24 protein-coding genes are annotated in these 21,229 nt (G+C 53.7%); 11 read left to right on the top strand and 13 right to left on the bottom strand.

The features are described 5' to 3' along the window. Window positions 1-43: 43 nt before the first annotated feature. The 3 genes from ACTUJZ_RS05160 to ACTUJZ_RS05150 all read right to left on the bottom strand — a co-directional run bounded on the left by ACTUJZ_RS05160 (window position 44) and on the right by ACTUJZ_RS05150 (window position 2,180). A complete protein-coding gene (locus ACTUJZ_RS05160; RefSeq protein ID WP_463635250.1) occupies window positions 44-544 on the bottom strand; it encodes a lipid-binding SYLF domain-containing protein in 501 nt (166 codons plus the stop codon). Window positions 545-697: 153 nt separating this feature from the next. Further along, on the bottom strand, window positions 698-1,579 hold the full coding sequence (locus ACTUJZ_RS05155; RefSeq protein WP_463635183.1) for a TraB/GumN family protein: 882 nt from the start codon (window positions 1,577-1,579) through the stop codon (window positions 698-700). 139 nt (window positions 1,580-1,718) lie between these two features. Further along, a complete protein-coding gene (locus ACTUJZ_RS05150) occupies window positions 1,719-2,180 on the bottom strand; it encodes a DUF2244 domain-containing protein (protein ID WP_463635182.1) in 462 nt (153 codons plus the stop codon). Between the two features lie 204 nt (window positions 2,181-2,384). Here ACTUJZ_RS05150 and ACTUJZ_RS05145 point away from each other — a divergent pair, with 204 nt between their 5' ends. Beyond that, window positions 2,385-3,212, top strand: coding sequence for a sulfite exporter TauE/SafE family protein (locus ACTUJZ_RS05145; protein WP_463635181.1), 828 nt, complete (start codon window positions 2,385-2,387; stop codon window positions 3,210-3,212). Window positions 3,213-3,277: 65 nt separating this feature from the next. Further along, entirely contained in the window at window positions 3,278-4,603 is a 1,326-nt protein-coding gene (locus tag ACTUJZ_RS05140; protein ID WP_463635180.1) for an alpha-amylase family glycosyl hydrolase, read from the top strand. Here ACTUJZ_RS05140 and ACTUJZ_RS05135 read toward each other — a convergent pair. From ACTUJZ_RS05135 to ACTUJZ_RS05090, 10 genes are read right to left on the bottom strand one after another with little or no spacing between them, the layout of a single operon-like run. Further along, window positions 4,574-6,256, bottom strand: a complete 1,683-nt coding sequence (locus ACTUJZ_RS05135; protein WP_463635179.1) for a Na(+)/H(+) antiporter subunit D — start codon at window positions 6,254-6,256, stop codon at window positions 4,574-4,576. The two genes, ACTUJZ_RS05140 and ACTUJZ_RS05135, sit on opposite strands and share 30 nt — an antisense overlap. Next, entirely contained in the window at window positions 6,256-6,549 is a 294-nt protein-coding gene (locus ACTUJZ_RS05130) for a hypothetical protein (RefSeq protein WP_463635178.1), read from the bottom strand. The genes ACTUJZ_RS05135 and ACTUJZ_RS05130 overlap by 1 nt, the downstream gene beginning before the upstream one ends. After that, complete coding sequence (locus ACTUJZ_RS05125) at window positions 6,546-8,018, bottom strand: proton-conducting transporter transmembrane domain-containing protein (protein WP_463635176.1); 1,473 nt, start codon at window positions 8,016-8,018, stop codon at window positions 6,546-6,548. The genes ACTUJZ_RS05130 and ACTUJZ_RS05125 overlap by 4 nt, the downstream gene beginning before the upstream one ends. After that, entirely contained in the window at window positions 8,015-9,517 is a 1,503-nt protein-coding gene (locus tag ACTUJZ_RS05120) for a monovalent cation/H+ antiporter subunit D family protein (protein ID WP_463635175.1), read from the bottom strand. Before ACTUJZ_RS05120 ends, ACTUJZ_RS05125 begins: the two co-directional genes overlap by 4 nt. Then, on the bottom strand, window positions 9,514-9,882 hold the full coding sequence (locus ACTUJZ_RS05115) for a cation:proton antiporter subunit C (protein WP_463635174.1): 369 nt from the start codon (window positions 9,880-9,882) through the stop codon (window positions 9,514-9,516). Before ACTUJZ_RS05115 ends, ACTUJZ_RS05120 begins: the two co-directional genes overlap by 4 nt. Next, window positions 9,879-10,301, bottom strand: coding sequence for a Na(+)/H(+) antiporter subunit B (locus tag ACTUJZ_RS05110; RefSeq protein ID WP_463635173.1), 423 nt, complete (start codon window positions 10,299-10,301; stop codon window positions 9,879-9,881). Before ACTUJZ_RS05110 ends, ACTUJZ_RS05115 begins: the two co-directional genes overlap by 4 nt. After that, on the bottom strand, window positions 10,294-10,854 hold the full coding sequence (locus tag ACTUJZ_RS05105) for a DUF4040 domain-containing protein (RefSeq protein WP_463635172.1): 561 nt from the start codon (window positions 10,852-10,854) through the stop codon (window positions 10,294-10,296). Before ACTUJZ_RS05105 ends, ACTUJZ_RS05110 begins: the two co-directional genes overlap by 8 nt. Next, window positions 10,851-11,204, bottom strand: a complete 354-nt coding sequence (mnhG, locus tag ACTUJZ_RS05100) for a monovalent cation/H(+) antiporter subunit G (protein ID WP_463635171.1) — start codon at window positions 11,202-11,204, stop codon at window positions 10,851-10,853. The genes ACTUJZ_RS05105 and mnhG overlap by 4 nt, the downstream gene beginning before the upstream one ends. Next, window positions 11,201-11,515 carry a monovalent cation/H+ antiporter complex subunit F gene (locus ACTUJZ_RS05095; RefSeq protein WP_463635170.1) on the bottom strand — a complete coding sequence of 105 codons (315 nt, stop codon included), beginning with the start codon at window positions 11,513-11,515 and terminating at the stop codon, window positions 11,201-11,203. Before ACTUJZ_RS05095 ends, mnhG begins: the two co-directional genes overlap by 4 nt. Next, window positions 11,512-12,024 carry a Na+/H+ antiporter subunit E gene (locus ACTUJZ_RS05090; RefSeq protein ID WP_463635169.1) on the bottom strand — a complete coding sequence of 171 codons (513 nt, stop codon included), beginning with the start codon at window positions 12,022-12,024 and terminating at the stop codon, window positions 11,512-11,514. The genes ACTUJZ_RS05095 and ACTUJZ_RS05090 overlap by 4 nt, the downstream gene beginning before the upstream one ends. A gap of 182 nt (window positions 12,025-12,206) precedes the next feature. On the opposite strand from ACTUJZ_RS05090, the gene ACTUJZ_RS05085 reads away from it, so the two are divergent. The 9 genes from ACTUJZ_RS05085 (at window position 12,207) to ACTUJZ_RS05045 (ending at window position 21,228) form a co-directional block, all read left to right on the top strand. Next, a complete protein-coding gene (locus ACTUJZ_RS05085; protein ID WP_463635168.1) occupies window positions 12,207-14,120 on the top strand; it encodes an ATP-dependent DNA helicase in 1,914 nt (637 codons plus the stop codon). 10 nt (window positions 14,121-14,130) lie between these two features. After that, on the top strand, window positions 14,131-14,814 hold the full coding sequence (gene tsaB, locus ACTUJZ_RS05080) for a tRNA (adenosine(37)-N6)-threonylcarbamoyltransferase complex dimerization subunit type 1 TsaB (RefSeq protein WP_463635167.1): 684 nt from the start codon (window positions 14,131-14,133) through the stop codon (window positions 14,812-14,814). Between the two features lie 124 nt (window positions 14,815-14,938). Continuing rightward, the gene (locus tag ACTUJZ_RS05075) at window positions 14,939-15,238 is read left to right on the top strand and encodes a hypothetical protein (RefSeq protein WP_463635166.1); all 300 of its coding nucleotides are present in this window, start codon (window positions 14,939-14,941) and stop codon (window positions 15,236-15,238) included. Between the two features lie 80 nt (window positions 15,239-15,318). Further along, complete coding sequence (locus ACTUJZ_RS05070; RefSeq protein ID WP_463635165.1) at window positions 15,319-16,029, top strand: Slp family lipoprotein; 711 nt, start codon at window positions 15,319-15,321, stop codon at window positions 16,027-16,029. An 81-nt stretch (window positions 16,030-16,110) separates the two neighbouring features. Beyond that, window positions 16,111-16,950 carry an alpha/beta fold hydrolase gene (locus tag ACTUJZ_RS05065; RefSeq protein ID WP_463635164.1) on the top strand — a complete coding sequence of 280 codons (840 nt, stop codon included), beginning with the start codon at window positions 16,111-16,113 and terminating at the stop codon, window positions 16,948-16,950. A 121-nt stretch (window positions 16,951-17,071) separates the two neighbouring features. Continuing rightward, on the top strand, window positions 17,072-18,724 hold the full coding sequence (gene fadD, locus ACTUJZ_RS05060) for a long-chain-fatty-acid--CoA ligase FadD (protein ID WP_463635163.1): 1,653 nt from the start codon (window positions 17,072-17,074) through the stop codon (window positions 18,722-18,724). A 73-nt stretch (window positions 18,725-18,797) separates the two neighbouring features. Beyond that, on the top strand, window positions 18,798-19,952 hold the full coding sequence (rnd, locus tag ACTUJZ_RS05055) for a ribonuclease D (RefSeq protein ID WP_463635162.1): 1,155 nt from the start codon (window positions 18,798-18,800) through the stop codon (window positions 19,950-19,952). A gap of 2 nt (window positions 19,953-19,954) precedes the next feature. Continuing rightward, a complete protein-coding gene (locus tag ACTUJZ_RS05050) occupies window positions 19,955-20,254 on the top strand; it encodes a YcgL domain-containing protein (protein WP_463635161.1) in 300 nt (99 codons plus the stop codon). Next, window positions 20,254-21,228 carry a lytic murein transglycosylase gene (locus ACTUJZ_RS05045; protein WP_463635160.1) on the top strand — a complete coding sequence of 325 codons (975 nt, stop codon included), beginning with the start codon at window positions 20,254-20,256 and terminating at the stop codon, window positions 21,226-21,228. Before ACTUJZ_RS05050 ends, ACTUJZ_RS05045 begins: the two co-directional genes overlap by 1 nt. Window position 21,229 lies beyond the last annotated feature (1 nt).

The following is a 21,229-nucleotide window of genomic DNA, read 5'->3' as shown; positions in this document are numbered from 1 at the left end:
GTGGTACTGAGCACCCTGTCCCTTATCGTCTGTTTGTATTTGGCTAGTTAAGCTTGCTGTCTTTCCAAAAGCGGGTGCCTTTCACCGTGGCTTGCAACGCCAGGCCGCTTTCAGTCATGGTATAAACCGTTACATTGCCCAGATAGCCTTCGCCTTCAAAGCTGATGCCTTTATCGCCTGCTTTAGCGGCTGCATCGGCATTACCGCCGGCGGTCCAGCCTTTTTCAACAAAATAATTTAGGCTGCGCTGAGTGTGGAAAACCATGACCAGGCGGTAATCTTTAGCCCCCAGGCCGAGGCCGACGCCACCCTCGGCCATATTCATGTATATGCGCTCACCGGTTACATTGTTATTCACCACACCGTAACCAGTGCCGGCGGCGACAAAAATAACATTCACATTGGCGTTACTGAATACCGCAAAGCCGGCGGCATCACGCAATTGTGCGCGGGTGTCCGGTTTTTCCCGATACAACCGGGCCAGTGTATTATCCTGCATGGTCAAAATGGCCTGACGCTTTTCAGCGATGGTCCCGGCGCCCATTGAGGCACAGCCAGCTAGCGCCAGCAGTCCCAGACAAAGGGCTAAGCCCTTAATATTATTTACAATGCTCAAGATGCTCTCCTGCGAGTGAGGCGGCCGGACACCGGCCTAAAAGAATATACTTATCTTATACTTAGTCAGCGCAAGTTTGGCTTACTGTGTTTTTACGGTGACTGATGAGGCATCCAGTCTGGTCACGCGGTAGCCAGCTTTTTCCAGCAAGGCCAGCACGCCATGTTTGCCCGGCATGTGCAGTGTGCCCACTAATACAAACTCAGTGGGGGCGCTGTTGAGCATTTTTTCCAGATGGGGCAGCCAGTTCGCGTTGCGGTTGACCAGCAAATCGGCATACACCTGAGGGTATTGTTGTTCAAAATCCTTCAACACCTGGGTGAAGAGGCTGTTCATGTCGCCTTGGCGCCAAAAACGCACCAACGGGTCGATATGGCTGGACAGCTCTTGAATATCTTCCAGTGTGTAACGAATAAACGCATCTTCCTGGTTATCGGCCATGCGCGAAATAAAATCCAGCTGCTGTTGCGGGGTTTCAAACCAGTCGATGGCTTTATTGTCGGCCTGCGCTTTAGCAAAAAAGTGGGCATCCACCCCTTCGCTGGTCAGGCCGTTTTTCTGATATTCCAGCATGGTAAGCGTAAGCCCCAGCAACGCGGGTTTCATCTGTTCAAGATGCGCCAGCGGCAACTTGCGCTGGGCTAAAAATTCTGTAAGCAGTTGATAGGTGTCGGCCGTAAGAGCATTTTTGATGGTTTGGCCATTCTGATAGGTGTTTTGCTGCATCATGCGTCCGGCAAACGCTGGCGATGAGACGGTTGCCATATCGGTTTCAAACACCAGGGTATCGGCCAGCGCGTAAGCCTGGTTGTAAGCGTCTGGCAGCGGGTAGTCGCTGGGGCTGAGCAGATGAAGGGTTCCGCCCAGATATAAAGTATGCTCGCCGTTGGTGACTTGCCATACTGATGCTGCCTGACAATGCGCGGCAAACAAACACGCCAGGATCCCAATAAATTTGCCCATGATTATTTCCTTATGTTGTGCCGGGCAACTTTACGTGGCGGCTGGCTGTAGCGCAACTGCAAGAATGTAAATGTGTGTTGCTGGCTCAAGGCTGTTTATGCGCTCAAGGCTGTTTATAAGCTCAGGGCTGTTTATAAGCTCAGGGCTGCCACCAACGGTTGCGGCAAACCCGCAGGCCATGCTGGTGTAGCAGGGTGCACAATTCGCGGCGGTCCGCCAGGTTGAGAAAATCCCCCAGCGGGTGACTTTGTTGCTCTGCATGCAGGCAGCACACTGGCAACTGCCAATGGCCTTCGGTTTCGGTCACAGTGATATAGCATTGGATCCGCGCATAGGTGTGGCGCTGCACGGTGCGGTAGCCTTGTTCCAGGATCAGGTCTTGCGGGGTGATGGTCAGTACCTGCTGTTGATAACCCTGCCAATTGACTCGATACATTAAAAAACTTAATAACAATAGTTCGAGGCCGGCAAACGGTAGCACAATCCATACACCCACCCACGCCCAGCCCAGTGCAATAATGGCCACCGGAATAGCCAGCACTGCCAGGATCAGCTTGATATGACGCCAGTCTGTTGAGCGGTTGGGCCGCAATACAATCACAGACTCGGCGCCTTGCCGGGCACATGAAATCACGTCAGGTACGCTGTTGATTATCTATCTGCCAGCCTAGCACAAGATTTCTTTTTTAACCGGAATCTGGCACAGTGCTGCATCTTTTTTTTACGGACTCTTGCTGTGCTGGCTTTTATCCAACGTCATCCCTGGCGCTGTCTGCTGTTTGTTCTCTGGCTTGTGATTATTGCTATGCAGACACAGCCGCTGACTCTTATTGAAGCATTTGGCAGTTACACCTTTCTAGGGGTGGTGGGGGCGGTTTTTGCCAATGCCACCGGTGCTGGTGGCGGGGTGGTATTCGTACCGTTTTTTCATCATCTGGGCTTTTCGCCGGCACAGATTGTGGCCACCAGCTTTGCCATACAATGCTGTGGCATGACTGCCGGGGCGGTGACCTGGTTGCAGTATTATCGCAGTCATCATCGCACTAATGTGTTGTGGCAGCCGTTACGGGCTGCGCTGTGGCTGACCATTCCTGGTTCTGTGGGTGGCATTTTACTGGCACAGTGGGCCAGCCATATTCCGTTGCTGGCGGCAGTGGCTGGCAACACCGACACCCTGCACATCGGTTTTGGCGTCTTTTCCATCATTCTGGCGCTGGCCATTTTTGCTTCGGTGCCTCTTTTAAAGCGCACCCGGTTTAAAGAAAAGCTGGCCACTCTGGACGTGCTGGCGTTGCCGCTAATTGCCTTTGCCGGCGGCATTGTCACCGCCTGGTTATCGGTAGGGGTGGGCGAGCTGGTAGCGGTATATCTGATTATTCGTGGGTTGAATATCACCATGGCCATTGCCGCGGCGGTAATGTTAAGTGCTGTCAGCGTCTGGTTTGCCAGTATCTATCATGTGACCACCAGCCTGGCTGTTTTTTATCCGGTGGTATTGTTTGCCGGGGCTGGCGCGGTGCTGGGCGGCATTCTGGCCCGCCATGTGGTGCTGGCATTTCAGCCAGCGCAGTTAAAAATCTTTTTTGGCTTGTGGGTCATGCTGTTAGGTATCAGTAGCCTGCCGCTGTTTTAAGCAGCGGTAAATCTTATCATCGCGCTATGCGTACCAAGCAGCAACCCAGAACACACGAGATTTTCATGTCACAGCATACCTATTATCCCGAGTCCGATTATCAGCTTACCCAACCTGAATGGAGCAAAGATGCCGTCATCTATCAGGTCAATGTGCGCCAGTACAGCCACGCCGGTACCTTTGCTGCGCTGCAAGAAGACCTGCCACGGATTGCCAGCCTGGGCGCCGATATTATCTGGCTGATGCCTGTTCAGCCGATAGGCGAAAAAAATCGTAAAGGCGAGCTTGGCTCGCCCTACGCAGTAAAAGATTATTTTGGTATCAATGCCGAGTTTGGTGATGCCGAGAGCTTTCAGGCGCTGGTGGATGCGGTGCATGCCCATGCTATGCGTATTATCATCGACTGGGTGCCTAACCATAGTGCCTGGGATTGCAACCTGGTAGCAGAACATCCGGACTGGTACGCGCGGGATTTTAAAGGCGACTTTCGGCCCTCGCCCTGGTGGGACTGGGACGACATCATTGAATTTGATTACGATCAGCCAGGCTTGCGCGATTATATGATTGAAGCGCTCTGCTATTGGGTGAAAACCTTCAACATCGATGGCTTTCGCTGTGATGTGGCTGGCTATGTGCCCAATGATTTTTGGCGCCAGGCCCGCCAGGCCTTAGATGCCATCAAGCCGGTGTTTATGCTGGCCGAATGGGAAAACCGCGATCTGCACGAACAGGCCTTTAATATGACTTACGCCTGGAGCTGGCATGAAACCTTGCATGGCATTGCTCATGGCCAGCTGGCGCTGGACAAACTGCGTAAATATTATTCATGGAACGAACGGGCCTGGCCGCGCAGCGCCTACCGCATGACCTTTGTGACCAACCACGATATGAACAGCTGGGATGGCACCCAGCAAGAATTGTTTGGCGATGTGCTCGAAGCCGTGATGGTGTTGTCAGTCCTGGGCGAGGGCATGCCGTTAATTTACAACGGCCAGGAAGCCGGCGATACCAAACGCCTGGCGTTTTTTGAACGCGACCCTATTGTGTGGCAGCCGCATCCACTGGGCGCCTTTTATCAACGCCTTATTGCCATTAAAAAAGCCATTCCGGCCCTGCACAATGGCCCATACGGTGCCACCATGATCCAGTTGCCTAATGATCAGATGGACCGGATTTTTAGTTTTGTGCGCATGCAGGGCACTGACAAGGTGGTGGTGCTGCTGAATTTGTCAGACCAGGAAACTACCGTGCAGTTTGACTCGCCGTTGTGGGCCGGTGAGTATTACGACTTACTCGATGAGCAACAGCTTACCCTGCACGACACCACCCGCATTACGCTGCCGGCTGGTGGTTATCGCGTGCTACAGGGTGAGGCTACTGATCACCAGTAACATCAGGGCAATAAATACCCATGCCATACGCCGGGTCAAAATAGTGATGGTACCGGTGGGCATGGGGTTGTTACGGCGCACCAGCTGATCGCTGATGATACGGCGGTTGCGCGCCAAAGCTCTGCGCCAGCCGGTAAGCCGTACCAGCGTACCCCGGCCCAGCCGCGGCAGGGCTTTGCGATACCACCACTCCATATCAATATTCACCGAACGCAGCTCTGGCGGATACAAGCCTTGCTTATTGAGCCAGACAAATGCCAGGGCTGAGAAAAACAGCAGTTGCAGCTGGGTCAGCGTGTGAGTCAGGTCGTAGGGCACATAATCCACCTGCCAGGGTAACATTTGATACAGCCACTGCGGATTCACCCCGATAAAGATACACAAGGCAGCGCCCAGAGCCATGGCCAGCTGCATATTGACCGGCGCTTCTTTGGGACGCAGACCTGAATCATGCGCAAAAAAGGCAAAAAATGGAATTTTGATGCCCGCGTGGTGAAACACCCCGGCCGAAGCAAATAACAGCATTAGCCACAGCACCAGATGGCCTTGTTCCAATAACGCCGCCATCACCATACTTTTGCTGACAAACCCGCTAAATAACGGAAAAGCCGATATGGAGGCGGCGCCCACCAGGCAAAAAACGGTGGTGCGAGGCATCGTTTTGTATAGCCCGCCCAAATCTGAGCCGTTCACATGGCCCACCCGGGTCAGCACCGCGCCCATGCTCATAAACAACACACCTTTAAAGATCACATCATTAAACGCATGGGCCACAGCACCATTGAGAGCTAGTGCGGTGCCAATACCGATACCACAGACCATAAAACCAAGCTGGTTGATCAAGGAATAAGCCAGCACTTTGCGCAGGTCATTTTCGATAACTGCATAAAAGATAGGGAAGCAGGTCATGGCCGCGCCGATGTAGATCAGTATCGGTTCGCCGGCGAAGGTGCGGGCCAGCAGGTAGACCGCCACCTTGGTGGTAAAGGCCGACAGATACAGGGTTCCGGTAGGGGTAGCCAGCGGATAGGCGTCGGTCAGCCAGGTATGCAAAAACGGAAATGCGCACTTGATGCCCAGCGCCAGGAAGATACACCAGGCGGCCGCGCCATCCAGGCCCAGATAGGCCAGGCGCAGACTGCCACTTTGCTGGTACAGCAAAATGACCCCTACCAGCAATAACATGCCGGAAAGAACCTGGATCACCAGATAGCGGTTGGCCGCACGAATGGCTTCCGGGGTACGGGCCGCCCAAATCAAAAAGGTGGAAGTAATGGCCAGCAGTTCCCAAAACATAAACACACTGAGCAAGTCCCCGGAAAACACCGCCCCAAGCGCACTGCCCGCATAGAGCAGGCCGGCCACTTGTTGCATGGTATCTTTAACGTGCAGTGAATAAACCAGGGCAATGAAGGCGGCAATATGAAACAGGTAGCCAAACAGCAGACTTAGCCGGTCGATGTAGTACAGATCCAGAACCACATCGGCCACCTGCCAGGTTACCCCGCCAGCATCGGCCGCAGTCATCAGCAGGTTGAACCCACCCCAGACCGGCGCAACCAACAGTAACACCCGGGCTTTGCCGCGCAGCACCAGGGCTAGCAAGGCAAACACATAAAACACTACAAAGGGTGGCAGATTAGCAATCCACATCAGTCGTGCTCCTGCTGTTTTTGTTCGGCGCTATCCAGCGGCCCTTCGTAATAATCTTCGTCGCGCATCAATATCCGGCGTAGCCCCTTAGCAGCAAATACCAGCAGCACACAGGCAATGAAGCCGTACAGCGCGTAAAATGCTGGGATTTGTTCAATATCGGTGTAGATGTGCCGATGAAAAACAAAGTCCGCCACGACCAGCAGGGCGCACAGCATATAAAATACCCGTAAGATCCACGCCACCACTTTGGGATTGTCAAAGATACCCGGCGAATCAGACGATGAACTCATGGAGCACCTCCTGTGACCACCTCGATGGCCAGCTGATACACAATATGCGGGTCAAAAAACAGATAAATACATAATGCAGCTGGCACAGCCATGCCGATCAGGCAGGCCACCGGCGCTTCTTTTACCACTGGTTGTGAGACCGTACCGGCTTTGAAAAACGCATGCATGGGGATCGACAGCAAGTACCAAATATTGAGCAGGGTACTGAGCATCAAGGTGATCAGTAAGGCCCAGTGCAACACCGGTTGACTAAACGCTGCAGCGCCTTCTACCAAGTACCATTTACTCCACATGCCGCCAAACAGCGGCATGCCGATGATGCTCAGCGCGCCGATGGTAAAAAAGCCAAAGGTCCAGGGCATGCTGCGGCCCAAGCCGTTGAGCTCGCTCACCCGGGTTTTATGCGCTGCCACTAAGATGGCGCCGGCGGCAAAAAACAGTGTGATCTTGGCAAAGGCATGCATGGCGATGTGCATGGTAGCCCCCACCATACCACTGACGTTGACCATCAGCGCTCCCAGCACAATATAACTGAGCTGGCTAACGGTGCTGTAAGCCAGCCGTTCTTTCAAATTGTCCCGGGTCATGGCCACCAGTGAAGCCAGCAGAATGGTAAGCATGGGTAGTAGCAGTAGCCACTCAGCCGCCGGGGCATCGGCAATCAACTCTGGGCCAAAAATGAACAGCACCACTTTGAGTAAGGTAAAGACCCCGGCTTTAACCACAGCCACCGCGTGTAATAGCGCACTGACCGGGGTGGGGGCGACCATGGCTGAGGGCAGCCAGCGGTGCAGCGGCATCAGGCCGGCTTTACTGATCCCCAGCATAAACAATAACAATAGCGGCCACACCAGCAGCGGATCCAGCTGGCCGGCCAGAATGCCGCCGTCACGAAAGGTCAGGGTGTTGGCGTTGAGCCAGGTTACTACCATCGCCGGCAGTAAAAAGGCGATGGACGAGCCCATCAAGATCACCAGATAGCGCTTGCCGCCGGCTTTGGCGGCCGGGGTGCCCGCATGGGTCACCAGTGGATAAGTCGACACCGTCAGCAATTCGTAAAACAAAAACAGGGTAAACAGATTATCGGCAAAGGCGATGGCCATCACGCCGCCGATGGCCGCGGCAAACAGGGCAAAAAAGCGGGTTTGGTTTTTTTCATGATGGGCCCGCATATAGCCCATGGCATAAATACCACTGACCACCCACAAGCCACTGGCTATCAGGGCAAACAACAAACCAAATCGGGTGACTGAAAAGGCAATTTGCAGGCCGCTGATGGGCGTGGCTGCCACCAGCAGGGTGGTGTCGGCAGGCGCCTGATACGCCATCCACACCAGGGTAAAGAGAATAGCCGCACTGATAACACTCACTGCTTCGCGAAGATTAGGCTTTCGTCCACATACACTGATGAGCGCAGTGGCCAGCACCGGTAGCAGCAAGATAAGCGTTAGCAAGGTAGACATGCTCATCGGGCCGGCCCTCCGCCAAGCAAAGAAGCTACAGCGGTTTGCGCTGCTTCCAGCGGTAACTGGGTATACAGGCCAAAATACAAACAGGCAAAGGTGATCACATAACAGCTAATGGTCGCCAGCGGCATGGACGCCACAATCGGCTGGCCGGGGCTGACCTGATGAAAATGCAGCTTTTCGTCACCATCAAAATACAAACATTCGATGATCTTCCAGACATACAAAATGGCCATGAGAGAAGCGATGAGCACCGAGGCAACGACCAGATAGTTGCCGGCCTGTAAGGCTGCCTGCACCAGATACCATTTGCTGATAAAGCCTGCAGTGCCCGGCACTCCAATCAGGCTTAACCCACCAATCACCAGAGCGGCGGTGGTCCAGGGCATGGTCTTGCCAGCCCCACGCAACTGACGCATATCGGTGGTATGCATGCGGTAAAACACCATGCCGGCGGCCATAAACAAGGCTGCTTTGGTGACTGCATGGTTGAACATGTGCATGATGCTGGCGGTCAGGCCAGCTTCATTGTTCAGCCCAATGCCCACTACCATATAGCCTAATTGCGCCACGCTGGAATACGCCAGCAGGCGCTTGATAGAAAATTGCTGGATGGCTTTGTAGGAGCCGTACAGCATGCCCAGACAGCCACTTAATACCAAAAACGAAGGCAGCAACAATTCCTGCCAGTAATTGGGCGGGAATACATGGTACAGGGTGCGTAACAACACATACACCGCCACCTTGGTGGCGGTGGCGGCCAAAAACACCGTGACCATCGACGGTGCCTGGGTGTAGGCCTCGGGCAGCCAGGAGTGCAGCGGGAACGCAGCAGCTTTTAAGGCCAGGCCGATCAGGATAAACAGTAGGGCAGTGATGACCAGCGCCATGGCATCAAACTCACCAAAACGGCTGGCAATATCGGCCATATTCAGGGTACCGGAAGCGGCATACAAAAAACCGATGCCGAGCAAAAAAAAGGTCGCGCCCAGGGTGCCGGCCAACAGGTAATTAAACGAGGCCACCAGCGCCTGGCGTTTGTGGCCCATAGCAATTAACGCGTAGGACGCCAGCGAGGAAATTTCCAAAAATACAAACAGGTTGAAAATATCGCCTGTCAGGGCCATGCCTAATAAGCCCAGCAAGGCCAGCTGAAACGCAGCATAAAAGAGGTGGATCTGGCTGCCGTGGATCTCGCGTTCTACCGACAAACGGCCAAACACCACACTAAGCAGGCCCATGACTGTCACAATAAGGGCCACCAGCGCATTTAAGGCATCAATCACATACTCGATACCCCAGGGTGGTTTCCAGCCACCCAGCTCATAGTGAATAACCCGGCCGCCGCTCACATCGAGCAGCAATAAAACGGCAATCACCGTGGTGCTGATGCCCACCAGCAACGACAGTATCCAGGCCACATGGCGATTGGCGATCATCGCAGTTAACGGGGCGCTCACCAGGGGGATCACAACCAATAACACTGTGTATTGATCAATCAATCCAGATCCTCCTTTTCAATCTGGTGATGCAGCTCGTCTTCTTCGATGCTGTTGTAGGCGCGGCGAATGCGCACAATCAGCGCAAAGCCCAGCGCCATGGTGGCTACGCCCACCACAATGGCGGTAAGCATCAAAACCTGGGGGAGGGGGTTAGCGTAGCGGGTGGCTGTGTCGGTAATGATTGGGGCAGTGCCACCCTCTACCTTGCCCACACTAACGTAAAACAAAATTACTGCGGTTTGAAACACACTCAAACCGGCCAGTTTTTTCATCAGGTTAGGGCTGCTCATCATGGTAAACATGCCTATCATCATTACCCCGATGATCAGCCAGTAGTTAAGATGACCCAAAATATACGCAATCATTGTGGTGGAATATTCCTGGCAAAGGTATAAAACAACAGCAACATTACGCAGGCCACCGTGATGCCCACGCCCAGTTCAATCACGATGATACCCAAATGCTGGCCGGCCACAGGGGTATCGGCCAGGACGCTGTAGTTTAAAAAGGTGCCTCCGCGGATGAGCGACACCACGCCCACGCCGGCAAACAGCAACACACCCAAACAGGCACCCACCCGCAATACTGCTTCTGGCAGCACCCGCAAAGTAGCATCCACACCATACACCAGGGCGTACAGCAAAAAGGCGCTGGAAAATATCACGCCAGCCTGAAATCCGCCGCCGGGGCTATAGTCGCCATGAAATTGCACATACAGGGCAAACAACAGAATCACCGGCACCAGCCATTTGGTGACTACACGCAGAATTAAACTGTCACTCATCTTTCCTCCGCGCTATCAGATGCACTTTTTCACGCCGGCCCAGCAGTAGTAACACGCCAATGCCAGCCGTCAGCACCACGGTGACCTCACCCAGGGTATCGAAGCCCCGGTAGCTGGCCAGCACCGCAGTGACCAGGTTAGGCACGCCGGTTTCTTCAGCGCCTTTATCAATATAATGTTGTGCCACTTCCTGATAAGCCGGGGTATTGGCTTCGCCAAATTCCGGCAGATCCTGAATACCAAAGATCACCATACCGCCCATCGCCAGGCTGGTGGCCAGTGGTAAGGCCCGCTTGCCCGGTTTAATGGGTGCGCTATGGCCATGGCGGATGGCAGCCAGGGTGACCAGCATCAGCACCGTGGAAATGCCAGTGCCCACCGCCGCTTCGGTAAAGGCCACATCGGGCGCATCGAGCACCACAAACAAGCTGGATACCAACAGGCTGTACAGGCCAAAGAGCATGACCATGGCCAGCAGCACTTTCACCCGCATTAAGGCAAAGGCGGTCACCAGCAAAAACACCAGCAGTACGATGTTTAATAGCAAGCTCATGAGCGGCTATCCTTGGGCGGGGACGCTGCCTCAGGCGGTGTGGCGGCCTCATGATTATCTGTAGCATGGCCTTTTAAGCCCCAGCGCCAGGCACTATTGGCCAGGGCATAAGAGGCCACCGGGCTGGTAAACAATAAAAATAAAAAGATGATGAGCAACTTGGCAGAGCCTAATGACCAGCCTGACTGGCAGGCCAGGCCGGCCAGCAACAAAAATGAGCACAGGGTGTCGGTGATACCCACCGCATGCAGGCGTGAATAAAAATCAGGCAAGCGAAACAGGCCAAGTGCGCCGGTGAGGCTCAACACACAGGCCAGGCCAATCAGCAGGTAAGACAGCATGTCGATCATGAACGCTCCTTATCCGTCGCCTCTGTGGTGGCCGGATCTTCCTTGGCGGCAAAAAATCGACCTCGCTCGACCAGACGCAGGGCGGCCACGACGCCGATAAAATTCAGCAGTGAGTAGAGCAGAGCGATATCCAGTAAATCCTGCCGGCCAGAGAAAAACGCAATTAATGCCACCAGCAGTACCGCCTTGGTACCGAACATGTTTACCGCCAGAATACGGTCAAACACTGTAGGACCGACAAAGGCCCGCGCCAGGGCCATGGCCATGGTGACCAAAAAGGCAATGCCGGCACCCAGATACAGGCTGGTCATGCGTCTGGATCCCGGCTGGTTACAGGCACAGTTTTTACTTCGCTGTGGCGAATACGCGGAACAATATCGGCCATGCCGCCATTTTTCAGTTCTTCGGCACTTTCTTTACTCACACTGTGAATCAGCAGGCTGCGGTCACGAATAACCATACTCACAGTGCCGGGGGTGAGGGTAATAGCATTGGCAAAAATCACTTTGGATAAGGGGTTTTCAAAGGGCAGGGGAATTTCCATAAAGGTCGGGGTGGCTTTACGGATCCCGTAAATGCGCAGGCACACATCCACATTGGATTTAACAATTAACCAGCTGAGCTTCACGATGTAGATCACCAGATCTGTAGTTACCGGCAAGTGAAACTGCTCGCGGTCTATTTCATCCATGCGCCAGTCCAGCCACAGCACTAAAAGTACCGACGCCAGCCCCATGGACAACAACAGGGGAGTAAAGTGTCCTGACAGCAGCACCCACAGCACACCGAGGATGACCGCCAGTCTGAGTGTCGAGTTCACGTTCTTGTCTCTTTACTGTAGTGGATTGTTAATATGATATTTTTATTCTGTTACCGCTATGTACTAACCGTAGCTGATAAATCGATCAAAAAGCAAAATTAAGTTGTTAAAAAAACAGCCTTTCTCCCCTATGCTTTCTAATATCTGGCATAATGACGGTTTTGACTCAACCTGTGCTCGATATGCCCTCAATTGACTCTGTATTCTCATCCGACGGCTTGCTGGCGCGCGCTATCGATGGTTTTGTGCCGCGCGATGCGCAAACAGACATGGCCAAAGCCGTTAAAACCGCGCTGGATAAAAAGCACAGCCTGATTGTTGAGGCCGGCACCGGCACCGGTAAAACTTTTGCGTATCTGGCCCCGGCGCTAATGGGTAAGGGCAAAGCCATTGTCTCTACCGGCACCAAAAACCTGCAGGAGCAGCTGTTTCACCGCGATTTGCCGCTGGTGAAAAAAGCGCTGGGTAACAGCAAAAAAACTGCCCTTTTGAAAGGCCGGTCCAACTATCTGTGTCTGCACCGGCTGGCCCAACACGGGGGCAATTCCACCTTATTGGAAAAAGACACCCTAAATGAACTCTCGGCGGTTAAAACCTGGTCAACCACTACTAAAACCGGTGACATGGGTGAGCTAAAAACCTTGCCGGAAAATGCCCGGGTGCTGCCGCTGGTGACCTCCACTGTAGATAACTGCCTGGGCCGCGATTGCCCGGATTACGAAGACTGCTATCTGGTGCAGGCCAGGCGCAAAGCCTTGGATGCCGATGTGATTGTGGTCAACCACCATCTGTTTTTTGCCGATATGGCGCTTAAAGACACCGGCTTTGGTGAGCTGATCCCCGAAGCCGATTCCATCATTTTTGACGAGGCCCACCAGATTCCGGATATCGCCAGTGATTATTTTGGCGAAACCCTGTCTACCCGGCAACTGGCGGACATGGCCAAAGACATCACGTTGTTGTTTCGCACCGTACTCAAAGACGCCGGCCAGTTAGATAAAGCCGCGGAAAAGTGCCGCATTGTGGCAGCTGACATGCGTTTGCTGTTTCCCGAGCAGCCCCAACGAGGCAACTGGGTGGAAGCGATGGAGCGCGAAGACGTTCAAACCCAAATCAGCCGGCTGGCCGATGCGCTGGGGGTGCTACACGAAGTGTGCAAGCTCAACATTGGCCGGGATAAAGATCTCGACAATCTGTACGAGCGTATTGTGCAGGCCCGCGAACAGCTGGATGCGTTTCGCAATACCGAACAGCAGGGGGTGAGCCTGTGGTATGAAACCAGCCCGCGGCATATGGTGCTGCACTTAACTCCGCTGTCGATAGCCGCCAAATTTCGCCGTTTTGTCAGCGACCCGCCACGCGGGTGGGTGTTTACGTCTGCCACCTTGATGGTCAATGACGGTTTTGAGCATTTTCAGCGCCGCATGGGCTTAGAAGAGGCTAAAACCCTGGGGCTGGACAGCCCGTTTGATTATCAGCAGCAGGCCATGCTGTGCGTACCGCGATATTTGCCCGAACCCAACAGTCGGCAAATGCGCCAAACCCTGCTCGATACCGCTAAGCGCCTGATCAAAGCCAGCCGTGGGCGCTGTTTTTTACTGTTTACCAGCCATGCCATGCTCAACGAAGTGGCCGCCCGGCTGGCGGATGAGATTGATAATCCGCTGCTGGTGCAGGGGACTACCACTAAACAGGCATTACTGGCAGAATATCTGGCAGATGAAAAAGCCGTACTGCTGGGTACCGGCGCCTTCTGGGAAGGCGTGGATGTGCGCGGCAGCGATCTGGTATGCGTGATGATCGACAAACTGCCGTTTGCTTCGCCGGATGATCCTTTATTGCAGGCTCGCATCGAAGATGTCAAAAAGCGTGGCGCGAACCCGTTTGCCGCCATTCAGATCCCGCAGGCGGTCATCACATTAAAACAGGGCGCGGGGCGGCTGATCCGCGATCCGACCGATAAAGGGGTGCTGGTGATTTGTGATAACCGCCTGGTCACCAAGCCGTACGCCAAAACTTTTCTGGCCAGCCTGCCGGATATGCAGCGTACCCGCGATCTGGGCAAGGTCGAGCAGTTTTTAGCCGACATAGAATAAGTGAAGTTGTATGAAGTTACTTGCAATCGATACCGCTACCGAAGCACTTTCGGTGGCGTTATACCAAAATGGTGAGTATCACAGCGAATTTGCCTTGTGCCCCCAACAGCACAGCAAAAAGCTATTACCTTTGGTGGAAAAAATCCTGGCTGAAGGCCAGTTGTCGTTAAACCAGCTCGATGGCCTGGTGTTTGGCCGCGGACCGGGCAGCTTTACCGGGGTGCGCATTGCCACCGGCATGGTGCAGGGTCTGGCATTTGGTGCCCAATTACCGGTGGTGGGTATCTCCACGCTGGCGGCCATGGCACAACAGCAAATCGAAGCGCATCAGGCTAGCCAGGTGGTGTGTGCCATCGACGCGCGGATGGCCGAGGTATACAGCTGCCAGTATCAAAAGCGTGATAATCTGGCCCACGCCCTGGGCGAAGAACAGGTTGGGCCGCCTGAGCGCTTAGCCCAGGCCTTACCGAAAGATGACTATGCTATCGCAGGCACGGGCTGGGCAGCTTATTCGGCGTTGACCGACAGCCAGCCGGCTGGCCACACCGCACAGGTGCTGTACCCTAATGCGCGTTATATGCTGCCTCTGGCGGAGCCTGAATTTAACGCCGGCAATGGCCAGGATGCCATGGACATCACACCGGTCTATGTGCGCGACACGGTCACCTGGAAAAAGTTGCCGGGGCGTGAATAACCAGGCGTAGGCCTGAATCTTGCAGTCCTGAATTTTGCAGTATATGTCGCAATCAGATTTGGTGGTGGGTGGCTGACACTCACCGTGATAAAACAATGTTTGAGAATGTGGTAATTCGTTGAGCATGGAAATCCATTCGTCGCTGGCCGTACTCGGCGCTCCTGACAAACCAACCAGCCCCCGTCCGGTGCCGGAGGCCAGGTCTGCGCGCGAAACCGCCGGCCAGGCGACGCAGTCCGACAGCTTTGTGCGCATCGCGCCTGGCGAGGATACCCTGCATAAAGCCCAGCAATTTCATGCGCACGCCAGTTACGACCAACCCCAGGGCAAAGCCTTTCAGGCGGTCAATGCCTATTTGCAGCACGATCGTGAGCAGCAACGCGATACCATCCGCGACATGATGGGCGTGGATATTTACGCCTGAAATCAGGTGCTATTCAGCTTTCATTCATCCGCTATTGCCATAATGGCGTAAGCAGTCAAAATACTTGGTCGAGGTAAGGTATGAAACTAGCAGCATTGGGCATGGTGACCCTGCTGGGGCTAGGCGGTTGTACGCTGGTTCCTGATGAGTTGGAAGTGGCTAACGACAATGCCCTGACCAGCTATCAACAGGCCGTCACCCAGGGCGATTCAGCTCAGGGCACTCAGGCCCGCTGGGGCGGGGTGATTGTGGGGGTGGAAAACAAACCTCAGCAAACGCTGGTGGAAATCGTACATTTTCCGTTGAACCATTATGGCAAGCCCAGCACCTCAGCAACCACGGTCGGGCGCTTTAAAGCCAAAATCGAGGGCTTTGTAGATCCAATCGTATTTGAAGAAGGCCGCTCGGTGACCTTTGTAGGTGAAATAGGTCAACCGGTGGCCGGCATGGTGGGTGAGCAGCCGTACACCTATCCGCTACTGGAAACCCGCAATTATCATATGTGGCGGGATGTGGCCACCTACGATATTTCACCGCTGTATTTTCACTATAATATGGGCTGGTATTCACCGTTTTATCATCGCTTTCAATTTTTTGACCCTTTCTGGGGATTTCCCCACTCACGGGTACGGGTCATTGAAAATCATCGCCCACGTACCATCATGCCTCGGCGAGACGCACCGCCGCCCAAACAGCTACAGCCGGTTAAGCGCTCATCGCCACCTGAAAATCGTCCTCGCAAGCAGCGATCTGTTCGCATCGATGACGGTATAAATACAGAACGTAAATAGGCCAGGGTTTGCCTGGCCGCGGCAAGCGGTTGCCGGTAAAGCCGGACCATAGTTGCCGCTTTTGAGCGCACAGGAACTTGCATGATTGAAACAGAATTTCAGGCCGGCCCGTTCACTCTGACAGGGCTGGAGAACCAAGGTAGAGGGCCGGTGGTGATTGGCCTGCACGGCTATTTAGACAATGCCGCCAGCCTGGCGGGTTTAGCCCCGTTTTTACACAGTTACCGCTTTATCGCCCTGGACCTGGCCGGGCATGGCGGCTCGACTCATCGCCCCCACGGCGCTCACTACAACCTGCTGGATTATGTGCAGGATTTGCATGCGCTGGTGGAGCAGCAGGCTTTTGAGCAAATCATCCTGGTTGGTCATTCGCTGGGCGGTATTCTGGCAACCCTGTATGCCGCTATCTATCCGGAGAAAGTCCAGGGCGTGGTGAGCATCGACGCCTGTGGGCCGCTGACCGAATCTGAGGACACCACAACTCAGCAAATTCGCGATGCCATCGACAGCCGCTGGCGCAAAAACCGCAACCGGCTGCGCGTGGTGGATTTAGATGATGCCGTGACTGCCCGCTGTGCCATCAGTGACATTCCTGCTGAGCATGCACGGACTATCTTACGTCGCAATCTGACCCAGGATGCCGGGGGGCATTATTTTTGGGCGAGCGATCCTAAGTTGCGCACCCGTTCTACGTTACGCCTGACCGAAGGCCAGGCCCAGTGCCTGATGCAATCTATCCGCTGCCCGGTATTGTTCTTAGGTGCCAGTAGCTCGTTTAAAAAGGTGGATTCGATGTATCGGGCCCGGCAGGATTGGTTTGCTCACAGTGAGTGCGAAATTTTAGCCGGTGGTCATCATATCCATATGGAAAAGCCAGAAGAAATTGGTACCCGAATTCGACATTTTGTTGAACAATTGTAAACGCGGTCATTTATCTTTTTCCCCGCTTCCGATACTATACGCAAGTAATCAGACCAGTTGCGCATTTCGTATACAGCGCTGTCTGGGCGTATGGTAAAAGAATAAAAAGGAAGGAGGTTTTGTGGAGAAAACCTGGCTTGAGCATTATGACCCAAGGGTCTCTGCAGAAATAAATCCAGACCGTTACTCATCGGTTGTCGACATTTTCGAACAATCGGTCAGTACCTACGCAGACAACACAGCCTATATCAATATGGGCCAGTCAATGCGCTTTAGCGAGCTGGACGAACATACCCGCCATTTTGCTGCTTATCTGCAGCACAGCGGGTTAAAGCGTGGCGATGCCGTCGCCATCATGATGCCCAACCTGCTGCAATACCCGGTAGCTATGTTCGGGATCCTGCGCGCCGGCCTGACCGTGGTAAACGTAAACCCACTGTACACCGCCCGCGAGTTGAAGCATCAATTAACGGATGCCAACGCCAAAGCGATCATCATTGTTGAGAATTTTGCCTGTACCCTACAAAAAGTACTGGCCGATACACCGGTTGAACAGGTCATCCTGACCAAACTGGGCGACATGTTGCCGGTGCCTAAGCGCTGGGTGGTCAACTTAGCGGTTAAGCATGTCAAAAAAATGGTGCCGGAGTATGACTTGCCCCAGGCCGTGCCGTTTAACGACGCGTTGTCAAAAGGTAAGTCGCAAGAATTTAAGCGGCCTGATATCAAGGGTGACGATCTCGCCTTTTTACAATATACCGGTGGTACCACCGGGGTATCCAAAGGCGCAATGCTGACCCACCGCAATATGATTGCCAATCTGGAGCAGGTCTCCGGTATTTTAGAAACAGTGATTGAACCGGGCAAAGACCTGGTGGTAACCGCATTGCCGCTGTACCACATCTTTGCACTTCTGGCCAACGGCTTACTGTTTTTAAAATTTGGCTGCCCGAATTTGCTTATTACCAACCCGCGCGACATGCCGGGCTTTGTTAAAGAGCTGAAAAAATACCCGTTTGCGATTCTGCCGGGCGTGAACACGCTATTTAATGGCCTGCTTAACACCCCGGGGTTCAGCGACCTGGACTTTTCCAACTTTAAGTTTGGCTTAGGTGGCGGCATGGCAGTACAACGGCCGGTGGCGGAAAAATGGCAAAAAGTGACTAACACCGTCTTGCTGGAAGGCTACGGGCTGACCGAGTGTTCGCCGGTGGTGGCAGTGACTCCGCCACAAATCAGTGAATATAAAGGCAGCATCGGGTTGCCGGTACCGTCTACCGATATCCGGTTACTGGATGACGAGGGTAACGAAGTGGCCGCAGGCGAGCCTGGCGAATTGTGGGTGAAAGGCCCGCAGGTGATGCGTGGCTATCTCAATCGCGAAGAAGCCACTGCTGAGATTTTAAAAGATGGCTGGCTGGCCACCGGCGATATCGCTGAAGTGGACGAGCAGGGTTATTTTTATATCGTCGATCGCAAAAAAGACATGATTCTGGTGTCTGGCTTTAATGTGTTTCCCAACGAGATTGAAGAAGTGGCGGCCATGCATGACAATGTGGTTGAGGCGGCTGCCATCGGTGTGCCTCACGATGTCAGCGGCGAAGTGGTGAAGCTGTATGTGGTGAAAAATGATGACGCTTTGACCGAAGAAGCCGTTATTGCTCACTGTCGGACCCATTTGACTGGCTATAAGGTGCCAAAACACGTAGTCTTCAAAGATGAATTGCCTAAAACCAATGTGGGGAAAATTTTGCGCCGGGAACTGCGTGACTAGCTCAGTGTTACCCGCCTCACATGGCCCACAATAACAACAGGGACAGCCGGCAATTGCCGGCTGTTTTCGTATTATGAATTATCAACTTATTACCACTGATGAACAGCTTAAGCAGGTGTGTGAAGCCGCTGCCCAGCACGCTGCAGTGGCGCTGGATACCGAGTTTGTCCGCACCCGCACACTGACCCCGCAACTGGGGTTACTGCAATTATACGACGGTGAGCAACTGGTGCTCATCGACCCGCTGGCCATTGATGATTTGCAGCCGTTTGTGGCCTTGCTGGAAAACCCGCAGGTAGTGAAGGTGCTGCATTCGTGTTCTGAAGATTTAGAAACCTTTTTGAATGCTTTTGATGCATTGCCGGCACCGCTGTTTGATACCCAGCTGGCGGCCTCTATATTAGATCTTGGCCCTACACTGGGTTACGCCAGGCTGGTGGAAATGCTATCCGGCACCGTATTGGATAAAGGCGAGTCGCGTACCGACTGGCTGGCCCGCCCGCTAAGTGAAAAGCAGCTGCACTATGCTGCCAATGATGTACTGTATTTATTGCCGGTGTACGAGCAGCTTAATGAACGTATTCTATGTGCCGGCAAGCAACAATGGATCTTCGACGAGATGGCCCGGCTGGGGCGCAAAAAAGCCGCCCAGATGCCTTTGCAGTATGCGTATCTGACGGTAAAAAATAACTGGCGACTGAATAGCGAACAGCTCACCGTACTGCAACACCTGGCCGCCTGGCGTTTAGGCACTGCGCGCAAAAAAGACATGGCGCTGAATTTTGTGCTTAAAGAAACCGTGATGTGGGATATTGCCATGCGGATGCCCGTGTCGCGCAACGCCTTGAACCAGGTCAGTGAAATCCAAGCCCCGGTGCTGCGCCGCTATGGCGATGTGTTGCTTAAGCTGGTCCAGGATGCCCGGGAGGAATATGAAAATCTGCCGGCCACCGACAAACTGCGTCCGGTGACCCGCCTGATGGATGTGCCCGGCTATAAAAAGACCCTGGCCCAGCTAAAAAAGGTCGCTGCCGAGATTGCCCATCAACAGCATGTGCCGCTGGAAGTGGTGGCCTCTAAAAAGCAGCTTAACCAGCTGCTTAAGTGGGTATGGTTCGATACTGATGAAACTAGGGTGCAGGGGCTGAAACCTGACTTACTGGAAGGCTGGCGGGCACCGCTTTTTGCCCCGTATCTGGTCGATATCGTTGGCCCAATCAAGGAGTAACCATGATTTGCTTTGTGTATAAAACCGCAAAAAAGCCCGGCATGTATTTATATGTGCTTAAAAAAGATGATTTCAGTGCGGTGCCGGAAGCCTTGATGACCCATTTTGGCCGTCCTGAGCTGGTCATGACGTTGCCGCTAAACAAACGCGAGAAATTAGGCCTGGTGGACAAAGCCTCATTGATGAGTGCCTTAACTGAGCAGGCATTTTATCTGCAGATGCCGCCCAAACAAGAAGACTGGCTGGCCGAGCACCGGGTGGCCTTGGGTTTGTCCCCTCGTGAAGAAAGTAAAAAATTCTGATGAAAAGATTGTTGAGTATCGCGGGCTTACTATTATTGAGCCTGTCTGCTGTCGCCTCCCCAAAAAATGAAGCTGGCTTTAATGCCTATCTGGGGCAGCTGAAAAGCGAAGCCCAGCAAAAAGGCTTTGCCGGTGACTGGCTGGAAAGCATGCTCAGTTCGGTAGAGTTTCGCCCCACGGTGGTAAAGGCCGATAAGAATCAGCCAGAAACCAAGATCACCCTGGATTCCTACCTGGCCACCCGGGTACCGGACTGGAAGGTCGCCCAGGCGGTGGAGTATTATAAGCAACACCACACGCTGTTGGAAAAAATTGGCCGCGAATATAGTGTGCAGCCGCGCTTTATTGTGGCCTTGTGGGGCAACGAGTCCAATTTTGGCCGCATCCAGGGCAAGCATGATGTACTCTCAGCACTGGCATCGCTGGCCTATGAAGGTCGCCGCGAAGCGCTGTTCAAAAAACAATTTTTTGCCGCACTAACCATTCTCAAACAAGGCCATGCCTCGCGCGAGGCCTTTCAGGGCTCGTGGGCCGGCGCCATGGGCCAAAGCCAGTTTATGCCCACCTCGTTTTTAACCTACGCGGTGGATTACGACGGCGACGGTAAAAAAGACATCTGGCAGACCCCGGCAGATGTGTTTGCCTCTATTGCTAATTATCTGGCCCAGGAAGGCTGGAATAACGAGCAAACCTGGGGCCGTCAGGTGACGCTAACCAATCAACAGGCAACCGACCAGGCTGGCCTGGCGCAGTTTGAGCCCCTGGCCAGCTGGCAACAGCGGGGTGTGCGCCGCTACGATGGTAGCGCGTTACCGCAGGTGCCTATGCAGGCCTCATTAATCCTGCCCGATGGTACCGATGGCCGGATTTATCTTGTCTATAATAATTTTCATACCCTGATGAAATGGAACCGGTCACTGTACTTTGGGGTGTCGGTAGGATATCTGGCTGACCGCATTAAAAAAGGATACTGAC

The sequence above is a fragment of the Alteromonas sp. WD8-37 genome, from assembly GCF_055326825.1.
Note: the sequence above shows the minus strand (reverse complement) of the source record. Positions and strands in the feature narration are given on the sequence as shown.